Origin of the sequence: Lapillicoccus sp. (assembly GCF_025353065.1) — a bacterium.
Classification (GTDB): Bacteria; Actinomycetota; Actinomycetes; order Actinomycetales; family Dermatophilaceae; genus Lapillicoccus.
The window spans coordinates 1-11,692 of record NZ_JANXRJ010000032.1; the positions used below are offsets into that span (position 1 = coordinate 1).

Annotated in this window: 12 protein-coding genes and 1 pseudogene; 4 read left to right on the top strand and 9 right to left on the bottom strand. The window is 70.9% G+C overall.

Going from position 1 to position 11,692, the window contains the following annotated elements:
* Positions 1-198: pseudogene (locus Q0R63_RS02740) on the top strand (dihydroorotate dehydrogenase-like protein); the annotation flags it as partial.
* A gap of 63 nt (positions 199-261) precedes the next feature.
* On the opposite strand, the gene Q0R63_RS02745 reads toward Q0R63_RS02740, so the two are convergent.
* Positions 262-2,193, bottom strand: coding sequence for an MFS transporter (locus tag Q0R63_RS02745; RefSeq protein ID WP_295693636.1), 1,932 nt, complete (start codon positions 2,191-2,193; stop codon positions 262-264).
* 158 nt (positions 2,194-2,351) lie between these two features.
* Between Q0R63_RS02745 and Q0R63_RS02750 the strand changes: the two genes are divergently transcribed.
* A complete protein-coding gene (locus Q0R63_RS02750) occupies positions 2,352-3,233 on the top strand; it encodes a TetR/AcrR family transcriptional regulator (RefSeq protein WP_295693639.1) in 882 nt (293 codons plus the stop codon).
* Here Q0R63_RS02750 and Q0R63_RS02755 read toward each other — a convergent pair.
* From Q0R63_RS02755 to Q0R63_RS02775, 5 genes are all read right to left on the bottom strand, one after another.
* Entirely contained in the window at positions 3,214-3,411 is a 198-nt protein-coding gene (locus Q0R63_RS02755; protein ID WP_295693641.1) for a hypothetical protein, read from the bottom strand. The genes Q0R63_RS02750 and Q0R63_RS02755 overlap by 20 nt on opposite strands.
* 47 nt (positions 3,412-3,458) lie before the next feature.
* Positions 3,459-4,457 carry a molybdopterin-dependent oxidoreductase gene (locus tag Q0R63_RS02760; RefSeq protein ID WP_295693643.1) on the bottom strand — a complete coding sequence of 333 codons (999 nt, stop codon included), beginning with the start codon at positions 4,455-4,457 and terminating at the stop codon, positions 3,459-3,461.
* A gap of 186 nt (positions 4,458-4,643) precedes the next feature.
* Positions 4,644-5,762, bottom strand: coding sequence for an alcohol dehydrogenase catalytic domain-containing protein (locus tag Q0R63_RS02765; RefSeq protein WP_295693645.1), 1,119 nt, complete (start codon positions 5,760-5,762; stop codon positions 4,644-4,646).
* Between the two features lie 49 nt (positions 5,763-5,811).
* Positions 5,812-5,949 carry a hypothetical protein gene (locus tag Q0R63_RS02770; RefSeq protein ID WP_295693648.1) on the bottom strand — a complete coding sequence of 46 codons (138 nt, stop codon included), beginning with the start codon at positions 5,947-5,949 and terminating at the stop codon, positions 5,812-5,814.
* A gap of 42 nt (positions 5,950-5,991) precedes the next feature.
* On the bottom strand, positions 5,992-6,999 hold the full coding sequence (locus Q0R63_RS02775; protein ID WP_295693650.1) for a magnesium transporter CorA family protein: 1,008 nt from the start codon (positions 6,997-6,999) through the stop codon (positions 5,992-5,994).
* Between the two features lie 367 nt (positions 7,000-7,366).
* Between Q0R63_RS02775 and Q0R63_RS02780 the strand changes: the two genes are divergently transcribed.
* On the top strand, positions 7,367-8,020 hold the full coding sequence (locus Q0R63_RS02780; protein ID WP_295693653.1) for an MBL fold metallo-hydrolase: 654 nt from the start codon (positions 7,367-7,369) through the stop codon (positions 8,018-8,020).
* 38 nt (positions 8,021-8,058) lie between these two features.
* On the opposite strand, the gene ppgK is transcribed toward Q0R63_RS02780, so the two are convergent.
* Together ppgK and map are read right to left on the bottom strand one after the other, a co-directional pair.
* Complete coding sequence (ppgK, locus tag Q0R63_RS02785) at positions 8,059-8,838, bottom strand: polyphosphate--glucose phosphotransferase (protein WP_295693656.1); 780 nt, start codon at positions 8,836-8,838, stop codon at positions 8,059-8,061.
* 81 nt (positions 8,839-8,919) lie between these two features.
* Positions 8,920-9,783, bottom strand: a complete 864-nt coding sequence (map, locus tag Q0R63_RS02790) for a type I methionyl aminopeptidase (RefSeq protein ID WP_295693659.1) — start codon at positions 9,781-9,783, stop codon at positions 8,920-8,922.
* 83 nt (positions 9,784-9,866) lie between these two features.
* On the opposite strand from map, the gene Q0R63_RS02795 reads away from it, so the two are divergent.
* Positions 9,867-10,085, top strand: coding sequence for a methionine aminopeptidase (locus tag Q0R63_RS02795; RefSeq protein ID WP_295693661.1), 219 nt, complete (start codon positions 9,867-9,869; stop codon positions 10,083-10,085).
* Between the two features lie 59 nt (positions 10,086-10,144).
* On the opposite strand, the gene Q0R63_RS02800 is transcribed toward Q0R63_RS02795, so the two are convergent.
* Positions 10,145-11,656, bottom strand: coding sequence for a hypothetical protein (locus tag Q0R63_RS02800; RefSeq protein WP_295693665.1), 1,512 nt, complete (start codon positions 11,654-11,656; stop codon positions 10,145-10,147).
* Between the last annotated feature and the right edge of the window lie 36 nt (positions 11,657-11,692).

Consider the following 11,692-nt stretch of genomic DNA (forward strand, 5'->3'; position numbering starts at 1 on the left):
CACGGCGCCGACCACGTCGGCGTCCACCTCGACGGTCTCGGGACCTGGCTCGAGTCCGGTGGCCACCACAGCGTGGCCGAGGCCCGAGGGGTGTTGGCGGTGCCCCTCGAGGTCGACAGGACGGCATACGAACGGGCGGGCTACGTGGTGGCCCTGGAGCACGGGCGCGCGAAGTACGCCGACGTGGTCGCGCCATAGCGAGTGCGGTGGTCCACGGTGCCGAGGCACCGCAGACCACCGCACCGGCAGCTCACTCAGAGGTCAGACGGGCTGCGTCTCGGACAACTTGGCCAGCTCGGCGTCGAGGTAGGTCTGGTGCCGCTCGGCCTCCTCGCGGGCCTTGCGCGGGCTCCAGTAGCCGGCCATCACGAAGATGAGCGGCAGGAAGACGGTCTCACCGCCGACGGCGATCCAGTAGTAGTTCTGCCACTGCCCGGGAGAGTCGGCCGCAGCCTTCTGGACCTCTTGCAGCAGAGCGGTGTCCGCGGGGGGGACGGCAGCCAGGGCGGTCAGCTGCGCCGCCGCCGCCTGCACCGCGGCGCCGTTGCCCTGCAGGAAGAGGAGGTCGGCGACCGGCACCGTCGCCAGGGCCTGGAGCTTGGTCACCGCCTCGCCCGGGGTCACCCCGAGCTTGGTCACGATCTGCCCGACCGCGCTGGCACCGGCGGTGGCGTCGGTGGGGTTCGTCGCCAGCGTGGCGAGGGTCGCGGGGTCGACCGCGGCCGCGGTCTTGAGCTGGTCGGCATACTGCGTGCTGAGCGTGACGACCTTGGTGACGTCGGCGGCCGACTTGCCCGAGATCTGGGACAGGGCGGTGACTTGGGCAGTCAGGTCCTGCGGGTTCGCCGACAGTGCCGCGAGCGTCGCCGGGGCGACCTTGCTCGCTGTGGCCAGCTGGGTCTGGTACTTGACCGCGAGCGCCTGCGCCGTCGGGCCCTTCTCGACCAGGGTGGTGACGGTGGTGACGACGAGCGGGACGATGAAGACCGACACGGCGATGACGAGTCGGATGACCAGACCCCAGACGGCGAGGCCGGTCGCGGTGAGGGCGGGGTTGTGCCGCTCGACGGTCTCGGTGAAGCTCGCCATCCAGGGGGCGTAGGCGACGCCGAGGAAGGCGGCCAGCAGGACGAGGATGACGACGAAGGTGTTGTAGCTGGTGCCCGGCCGGGTCGCGCTCAGGGCGAAGATCACCGTCATGACGATGGCGCCGAGCGCGCCGACGACCATGAACGGCTTGCGCACGCGCAGTCGGTCGCTGAGGACGCCGGTGAGGATGAGGGCTCCGGCGTCGAACGCCCAGACCCAGTTGCCGAGCGCGTTGGCCTGCGAGGGGGTGTAGCCGAAGATGGTCTGGAAGTAGATGGGGAAGAAGCCCACGGCGACGTAGTAGATGATCAGGAAGACGCTGATCGCGAACGCCGAGCCGATGATGTCGAGCCGCCACATCTGCTTGAACGGGTGCTTCAGGGCCGCGGCGATGTCGACGCCCTTGGCCCGTGCCTCGATGAGGACGCGATCGCGGCTGCTCACCATGAGCTGGTCGCGCAGCGACGGCGCGAGCTCGCGCAGGCCGACGAGGGCGATGAGGAACACCACGAGGCCGACGACCCCGCAGATGACGTACTGCGTCTGCCACCGCGGGAGGTGGTCGAGGGTCGTGCTCGTGACGACGCTGACGACGAGGCTGCCGACGACGGGGCCGAGCGTCCAGAAGCCCATCGCCGAGGCGCGACCCAGCTGCGGGCTGAAGTCCCGGACGAGGGCGGGGGTCGCGACGAGGATGATCCCCTCGACGAACCCGATGGCGACGAAGACGACCCCGAAGGCGAGCTTGCTGTGCACGTTGGGGATCCCGAACAGGCAGAGCAGACCGGTGAGCAGCAGGCCGACGGTGACGATGTTGGCCCGGCCGTAGCGGTCGGCGATGCCGGCGATGACCGACGCCGCGGCCCCGAGCACATAGCCCACGACGCTGATGTTGACGTAGTAGACGAACGACATGTCGAGGTCGCGCAGGATCTGCGTCGCGATCGCGCCCGCCAGATAGAGCTGGTAGTAGAGGACCACGGTGGTGAGGACGACGATCGCCAGCGAGGTGTATCGCGCGGGGGTCGAGGGGTAGCTGGTGAGCTCCCGGTTCCACAGCCGGGAGGTGAACGACGGCGTGGGGTGGGTTGCTACAGACGTCATGGGTGGCTCCGTTGCCGGTCAGTCTGGAGAGGGCCGCCGCCCTCACTGATATGAACGAGTGTTCACAGTGAACGACTGTTTATAGGCGTCGCCATCCCCTAAAGTCAAGACCCCGGACCGGCGTGGCGTCGGTCCTTCCTTCAGAGGGGCGCGCTCAGATGCAGACCGGGTCGCTCGCCACCTCCCTGCGTCCGGCGACCGCGGTGGTGGCCGTGCCGGCCGAGCTGGCGCAGGTCAGCCCCGACGTCCGTTCCGACGCCGCGTGGTTCTGGTGGGTCTTCCTCGAGACCGACGACCTCGCGGAGCTCACCCCGGCTGCCCGACGCATGCTCGCCGTGGCGGCAGCACTGTTCCTGCGCCGGGGCGCCGTCGCGACGTCCGTGCGTGACGTGGCGCGCGCCGCGGGGGTCTCGCCCGGCGCGCTCTACAACCACTTCGAGTCCAAGGAGGACGTCCTCTACCACCTGGTGCGCTTCGGTAACGACCGCCTCGTCCGCAGCCTCGACACCGCGATCCCCGACGCCGGTATGCCGCGGGTGCGGCTCGCGGCCTTCGTCACCACGTGGGTGACCGGCCACCTCGGCCACCAGTCGCTCGCCCAGCTGGTGCGTCGGGAGTACATCCACCTCACGGGCGATCGCCTCGCCCAGGTCGTGGCGCAGCGGCGGGCGGTCCGCGACCGGCTGGTCGCGATCGTGCGTGACGGCGCCGAGGACGGCTCGTTCCGACTTCCTGGCCACCGACCGGACACCAGCTCCGCAGGACCGCGACCCGACGACGAGGCCGACCCCACCCCGGTGGCCGTGATGGTGCTCGACCTGTGTCTGGCGATCTCGGACTGGTACGACCCCAGCCGGGGTCCGGACGCGAGCCTGCTCGCCGACCTCTACGTCACGGCGGCGCTCCGGCTGCTCGGTGCCGATGACGTCCCGGCCCCGGAGCCCGCGGCGGGGACGGCGGCGGGGACGACCCTCGCGGTCATTTCTCGCCTGTCCTCGCCCGATCCGGTCCCCGCCCGCCTCAGCCGCGGGCGAGGGTGACGCTCTGCCGGAAGGCCTCGGTCCACGCCTTGGTCGCGTCGCCGCTGCGGCGCAGCAGGTCCTGGGCCTCGTCGTCGGTCAGCGGCGCCGTGCCGTCGTGGTGCGCGTCCAGTCGGGCGACGAGGTCGGTGAGCTGCTCGGTGGCGTCGGCCAGGGCGCTCAGGTCGTCGTTGGTCATGCGCCGACCGTAGACCACAGCCCGTCGACGGGCCGAAGCCGGGAGTCCTAGCGGGGTGAGAACGGCAGCTGGGCCCACCACGGCAGGTCGCTCAGCTCGATCCGCTCGACCCACTTCACCCAGTGGTAGCCGCGCCGCCCCGGGACGACGAGCCGGGCCGGGGCTCCGTGCCCGACGCGCAGCGGCTCGCCCGCGAGGGACGTCGCGAGGAGCAGGTCGTCGGACAGGGGCAGCCGTCGTCGGTATCCGGTCACGCTGGTCACGAGGATGCTTCCCGTCGCGCCGGCCGGGAGCAGTCGGGACACCCGCACCCCGCGCCAGGTCTTCCGCGTCCACCACCCTCCGGTGCAGTCGAGCACGGTGGTGACCTCGTCGCCGTATGCCGCGAGGTCGGCGAGGCCCCACGCGCGACTCGTCCCGTCGGCGGCCACGGTCACCCGCCAGGCCGTCGCGTCGACGGTCGGCACGGAGTCGAACAGCCACGACGTGGCCGGGATGGCGTCGACCGAGTCCGATGCGAGCCGGTGCGACCCGGTGTCCCGCCGGGTGCCCGGGGGGTTGGCCAGCGCCCCGGCTCCCACCACGCCGATCTCGAGGACCCCGGCCGCGGAGGTCAGCAGTCCGGCACGGAGCAGGGCCCTGCGGGAGAGGTCGCCGCGCCGGGCCCGGATCCGGCGGTCGCGGGCGTGCGCGAGGGTGAGGATCGCCGCGACGATCCCCGCGCCGACGTGGACCTGCAGGACCGTGAGGGGCAGGCGGTCGGCGAGGATCCCGAGCACGTGGAGGACGCCGGTGACCAGGGCGAGGACGACGACCACGCCGAGCGCCACCGCCACCGTCCGGCCGGGTCGCGGTGCCCGTCGCATCGTGCGGCGCACGATCATCGACTTCCACGGTGTGAGGACGACGACCAGCAACGCGATGACCCCGTGCACGAGGGCGACGAGGAGCACCGGTCCGCTGCCGACGAGGAACATCGCGAAGCCGGACAGCGCCGCCAGCGGCACGATCCACAGCAGGGCGAGGTTGGTCCAGCGCGTGGGCACGTCCCACCGTATGCCGGGTTCCCCGCGACCGGGGTGGACCCGGGTTACCGCGCGCTCACGGCTGCGGCCGCGGCATACGGGGCAGGGGACTGCAGACCGGCGGGTGCCCGGTATGCGGCCCGGTCGGGGGGACAGAACGGGCTCGTGCCGGTTGACCGTCCCGCGCCCGGCGCCGGACGGGTCGCGTCAGTCGAAGAGGATGACCTGCCGGATCGCCAGGCCGTCCGCCAGCCGGTCCATCCCCGCGTTGATGTCCTCGAGCGTGATCGTCTCGGTGACCAGTGCCTCGACGGGGAGCCGCCCGGCCCGCCACAGGTCGACGAAGATCGGGATGTCCCGGGCGGGGACGGCCGACCCGAGGTAGCTGCCGATGATCGACCGGCCGCCGGCGACGAGGGCGAGCGGAGAGACGGATGCCAGCGCGGTGGGAGCGGGCAGCCCGACGGTCACGGTGCGACCACCCGGTCCCGTGAGCGCGACGGCGAGCTCGAAGGCGCGGACCGCCCCCGCGGCCTCGATGACGACGGGGGCGGTGAGTCCCGATGCGCCCGCCTCCTCAGGGGTCAGCACGCGATGGGCTCCGAGGTCACGCGCCCGCGCGAGCTTGTCGGGGACCGCGTCGACGGCGACGACCTCGACGTCGTCCAGGGCCAGGGCGGTGATGATGGCGGCCATCCCGACGCCGCCGAGGCCGACGACGACGACCCGGTCGCCCGCGACCGGTCGGCCGGCGTTGAGCACCGCGCCACCACCCGTGAGGACGGCGCAGCCGAGGACGGCGGCGACATCGGGTGGCACGTCGAGGGGGACCGGGACGACCGAGCGTCGGTTGACCACGGCATACGAGGCGAAACCGGAGACACCGAGGTGGTGCTTGACCGACTCGGTCTCCCCACCGCGCGACCGCGTCAGCCGCGACGTGCCGCCGAGCAGGGTGCCCGCGTTGTTGGTCGCGCTGCCGGCGGTGCAGGGGGTCAGCCCGTCGGTCGCGCACGCCGCGCACTCGCCGCAGCGCGGGAGGAAGGTCATCACCACCCGCTCGCCGATACCGAGGTCGGACCCTCCCGGCCCGACCTGCTCCACGATCCCCGCCGCCTCGTGACCGAGCAGCATCGGCACGGGTCGGACCCGGTTGCCGTCGACGACGGACAGGTCGGAGTGGCACAGGCCCGCGGCCTCGATCCGGACGAGCAGCTCTCCTGCGCCTGGCTCCTCGAGCTCGAGGTCACCCACGGTGATGGGCCGCGACGCGGCATACGGCCGGGCTCGACCGATCTCCTCGAGGACCGCCCCACGGATCTTCATCAGTGCCTCCCGGCTGGCTCGACCCGGCCGGCTGCGGCTCGGGCGACGATCACTCTACGGACCGGCCGCCCGCTCGTACGAGGAGGTAGCGCTGCTCCGGCAGGCTCCGGGTGCGGGCGACGACGACGTGGAGGTCGTCGAGGGCGCACGGCGACGGACCTGCAGCCCTGAGACCGGTCCCGGCCACCGCTCTCCTTGCCGCCACTCGACTCCGGGCCGGGCCGCGACCCTAGAGCCACTCGCGGCGTTTGAAGGTCAGGTACAGCAGCCCGGCGATGCCGACGATGAGCCCGCTGCTCAGCACCCATCCCCACGGCTGCTGGAAGCCGGGGTAGGGCACGTTCTGGCCGAAGTAGCCGGTGATCGCCGTGGGGATGGCGATGATCGCGGCCCAGCCGGTCAGCTTCTTCATGACGGTGTTGAGGCGGGCGTCCTGGAGCGAGAGGTTGGTCTCGAAGATGGTGGTGACCATGTCGCGCAGCGACTCGGTCCACTCCGTGGCCCGCAGGACGTGGTCGTAGAGGTCGTCGTACCACGAGTCGAGCTCGGTATGGGCACCCATGTCCTTGCGGTGCCGCAGCAGGGAGTTGACGACCTCGCGCATGGGCAGGACGACCCGCCGCAACGCCACGAGGTCCTTGCGGATGCTGTAGGTCTGTCGCTGGACCGCAGTGGTGCGGGCCTCTTCGTCGAAGAGGCCGTCCTCCAACATCTCCATCTTCTCGTCGAGGGCCTGCACCGCCTCGAAGTGGCTGTCGACGATGACGTCCAGCAGACCGTGGACCAGGGCGCCGACGCCGTACTTCAGCAGATCGGCGTTGTCCTCCCACCGCTGCGACACCACCTCCATGTCGAAGTCGTCGTTGCGGCGGACGGTGACGATGCCGCGGGTGAGGACGAACGCCGACACGCGCGAGAGCGTGAGCTCCGACCGGTGCGCCGGGGTGTCGTCGTCCGGGCGGATGTGGGCGGCGTATGCCGTGAGGAACGTGTGCGTGGAGTAGCGCGTGGCCTTGGCCCGCTCCCCGTGCGAGATGGCGTCCTCCACCGCCAGCGGGTCGAGCGCCAGCTCCGACGCCAGCTCGGTCAGGAGGTGCGAGTCCGGGTCGCAGATGTCGACCCAGACCAGGCAGTCCTCCTCGTCGAGGTAGTCCGAGATCTTCTCGAAGGGAAAGTCCTCCGCCTGCAGGGCACCAGCGCGCCACACCCGACTGCGTACCGCTGCGTCACCGATCATGGGGACGAGTGTGCCTGCTCGGGATGAATATGCATCGACCCCCCTGTGTCAAGCATGCGTGACAGGGATCACTTCTTCGATATGGAACATTTTCTCCTCGAAGTCGTTGAACAAGGTGTGCACAAGTGAAGTGCACGGTCCACCCGTACACCACCACCTCAGAATCGACACGTCATGCACTACCTGCACTCGTTCTTCCCTGCTCTCTTCACCCGGCGTCAGCCCGTGCCGCCGACGGCCGCCGAGATCCGCGTCCGGGCCGCCCGTCGCGAAGAGCTGTTCCACCTCCACTGAGTCGTCCCCTGGGTCGTCCCCTGCGCGCTGAGCGATCGCCGCTGAGGTCCGCGGCCGGGCGTAGGTTGGCCGCATGCGCGTTACCCACCTCGGCCACGCCTGCCTCCTCGTCGAGATCGCCGACACCCGCATCCTGATCGACCCCGGCTCGTTCTCGACCGGCTTCGAAGAGGTCCGGGACCTCGACGCGATCGTCGTCACCCACCAGCACGCCGACCACCTCGATCAGGACCGGCTCCCGGCCCTGATCAAGGCCAATCGGCAGGCTGCCGTCTACGCCGACCCCCAGAGCGCCGGGCTCATCGCGGGGGCCGGCGCCGACGTGGTGACGACGGTCGCCGGCCAGCGGGTCGCCGTCGGTGGGACCGTCCTCACCCCGGTGGGAGCCCTGCACGCGATCAACCACGCCGGCGTTCCCCGGTGCGCCAACGTCGGCGTCACGCTGAGAGCGGAGGGCGAGCCGACGCTCTTCCATCCCGGCGACGCCTACGACGGCGAGCCCGGTCCGGTGGACCTGCTCGCGGTCCCCGTGAACGCGCCGTGGGCCAAGGTCAGCGAGTCGATCGCCTTCGTCGCCCGCATCGCTCCCGTCGGCATCATCCCGATCCACGACGCCCTGCTGTCCGTCCCCGGGCGAGCGATGTACGTCAACCACATCGTGACCTACGGCGGCGCCGACCTCACGCTGCACGACCTCGCGCACGGTCGGCCGACCGTGATCACCTGACCCGGCGGCATACCGAACCCATCAGCACGGGACGGCGCTCAGAACTCGAAGTCGGCCGCCTCTGCGGCGAGCCGGGCGGCGCCGATGATGCCGGCCTTGTTCTGCAGCACCGCCGGGATGATGGGGGAGCGCAGCTTCAGCAGCGGGAGGAACTGCTTGGCGTCCTTGGAGATCCCGCCTCCGACGATGAAGAGGTCAGGGGAGAAGAGCGCCTCGACGACCTCGTAGTAGCGCTGCAGCCGCGTGGCGTAGTCCTCGTAGGAGAGCCCGAGGGTGTCCTTCACCGACGAGGCCGCCTCGCTCTCGGCGTCCTTCCCGTCGATCTCGAGGTGCCCCAGCTCGCTGTTGGGGACGAGCAGGCGCCGGTAGAGGATCGCGCTGCCGATGCCGGTGCCGAGGGTCGTGAGGATGACGAGCCCGTCCTCCTTCTTGGCCGCGCCGTAGTGCAGCTCGCCGTAGCCGGCCGCGTCGGCGTCGTTGACGAGCGTGACGCCGCGGCCGAGCCGCTTGGCCATCGCCTTCGCGCCGTCGAAGTCGATCCATGCGTGGTCGATGTTGGCCGCCGACCGCACCGTGCCGTGGGTGACCACGGCCGGGACCGTGACGCCGATCGGTGCGTCGCCCACCTCGTCCTTGAAGTGCTCGACCACCTGGGCGACGATGTCGATCACCGCCTCGGGGGTCGATGGCTGCGGGGTGTCGACCCGCATCCGCTTGCCCACGAAGGTCCCCTTCTCGAGGTCCACGGGCGCGCCCTTGATCCCGCTGCCGCCGATGTCGATGCCGAGGGCAAATCCGTTGTGTCCGTTCTTGGCCATGTGCCGTCCGCCTTCGCGTCGTGGGGTGTTGCCGGGTGGTGACTGATGCCGCGCGGGGGGCCGCGCAGGGCATGGTGCGGCTCAGGGCAGGGTCAGGATCTCGGGTCCGTCCTCGGTCACGAGGAGGGTGTGCTCGAACTGGGCCGACCGTCGCCGGTCGGCCGTCACGACGGTCCAGCCGTCGTCCCACATCTCCCAGCCGGCGCTGCCGAGGTTGAGCATCGGCTCGACCGTGAACGTCATGCCCGGCTCGATCAGGGTGTCGTATGCCGGTGCCGCGTCGTAGTGGGGCACGATCAGCCCGCTGTGGAACGCGGTGCCGATGCCGTGCCCCGTGAACTCGCGCACGACGCCGTAGCCGAAGCGACGGGCGTAGGACTCGATGACACGGCCGATGACGTTGATCTGCCGGCCGGGCACGGCGGCCCTGATGCCGCGCATCATCGCCTCCCTGGTGCGCTCGACGAGCAGCCGCGACTCCTCGTCGACGTCCCCGCAGAGGTAGGTCGCGTCGGTGTCCCCGTGGACGCCGTCGACGAAGGCGGTGATGTCGATGTTGACGATGTCGCCGTCCTCGAGTCGCCGCGCGTCGGGGATGCCGTGGCAGACGACCTCGTTGACCGAGGTGCAGAGGGACTTGGGGAAGCCCTTGTAGCCCAGGGTCGAGGGGTAGGCACCATGGTCCATGAGGAAGGCGTGGCCGACGGCGTCGATCTCGTCGGTGGTCACGCCCGGCGCGATCGCGGCGGCGGCTGCAGCCATGGCCTGGGCCGCGATCCGGCCGGCCACCCGCATCTTCGCGATCGTCTCGGCGTCCTTGACCTCGGGCCGCGCGTCGGGCCGGGGAGCCGGCCGGTCGACGTACTCCGGGCGGGCGATGGAGGCAGGCACATGACGACGGGGGGCGACCTCGTGCGGGGTGACGGTGGCGGACGTGACCGGCATACGGTGGAGTCTAGGAGCACCGGACGTGAGGTGCCTCGACCGGTGTCTGACCGACATCGGGCAGCCGACAGAGGGAGTCCGGGATGAGCTACTGGTACAACGTCACGAGCGGGCAGGTCGAGGACGACGCCAGCCGCAGCCAGGGCGCCCAGGTCATGGGTCCCTACGAGACCCGGGCCGAGGCGGCCAAGGCCCTCTACACCGCCCGGGAGCGCACCGCGAAGTGGGACGACGAGGACCGGGAGTGGGGCGCGAAGGGCTCGAGCCGGGCTGACGGGCACGACCAGGACCGCGAGGACTGACCTGGCCGGCGTCGCCCCGTGAGACGCGCCGGCCGGTCAGCTTCGTCAGCGCCGGTCGGTCAGCGGCGGGCGGCCTTCGCCCCGGTGGTGCCGAGCGGTGCTGCGGGCGCGACGGGCGCGACGGTCCGAGCGGGCGCCGACCCCAGTGCGGCGGCCGCTGCCGCGGTGGGCTGGTGCAGCTCGAACGTTCCCGCGACGTCCACCAGGGCGTCCGCGGAGCCGGCGGCGTTGGCGAGGTGGAAGTCGTTCGCGTAGCCCACCGAGATGAAGGCGGCGTTGGCGACGATCTCACCGGCGGTGACGTTGATGTTGCTGATGCCGGGACGCGCTCCCAGCTGTCCGGCTCCCTGCATGTCGGGGAGGTTCGGCCAGGCGACGAAGAAGGTCGAGGACGTGGGCTGGACCGCGGTCAGGTTGCCGACGATGGCGTAGGTCATCGGACCCGCCACCGACGACGGGGTGGTGACGATCGCGTCGGAGTTGGTACCGAGCCGGCCGGCTCCGAGGTTGACGCGGGTGTCGACGATCCGCGTGGGGCTCGTCAACGGCTTGAAGCGGTAGTCCATGCTGTAGCCGGACGAGTCGACGGTCGTGCCGTCCAGCATGACCCCGACGACGTCGATGATGACGTTGGTCGTCCCGCCTCCGGTGTAGGCCTTGACCTCCATCGAGGGTGAGCCGATGACGTCGCAGTGCGAGGAGCAGGGCTGGGTCGGCACGATGGCTGCGTTCGCGACGGTCTTGGACGTAGCGAAGTTGACCGTGGACGTCGGCGGTTCGGTCCCGCCGTCCCAGGTGCGGACGAACCCGGACGAGGTCTGGTTCACCGTCGTGACGTTGACGACGAGCGCCTTCACGTGCTGGTTGACGTCGGCACCGCCCCCGTTGAAGTTGACCGACAGGTTCACCGAGTCGCCGGAGGTGAAGGGGTAGATGTTGCCGTTCGCGTCGGCGTCGTTCCGGGAGTCGTAGAGGCGCGCCGGGACCACGTCGCGGTAGCCGCCGCTCTGGCCGAGGGTGGCCGACGGGGAGTCGTCACCCGCATAGAACCCCAGGACGTCGGCGATCACGTCGACGCCGCCGGCGGCGTTGTAGACGTCGACGGCGCCGGACGCACCGATCGGGAGGGTGACGAGGTTGGCGCCGGTGAAACCGCGGGGGAAGTTGAGGGCCGAGGCGTTCGGGCGCCCGGAGTCGTGCGGATAGGCCACGAGGTAGCTGGCGGCCGACGCGTTCGTCACGGTGAGGTTGAGCACGACGGCCGAGACGCCGGTGGCAGGGATGCCGGCCGTGCCCGTGACCTTGAGGCTCAGCGTCCGACCCGCGCCGAGCTGGCCCTTGGGGACCCCCTGGCCGGAGCGGGTGTCGAGGACGCGCTGCGGCGCCAGCTTGTAGTAGGCCCCGGTCACGTCCAGGGTCGCGGTCGTGCCGGTGACGGCGCCGAGCGCCGGGCCGGAGGCGCTGACGGCGCCCGTGACGATGGCCAGGACGGCTGCTCCGACGACGATGGTCCTTCTGATTCCCACGATGGTGTGCCCCTGCTGGTCGAGGTGAAAGGTGCCGTAGGGCACGCGAGGGAGACTAGGTCAATTTTCGCCCGAAAGGGA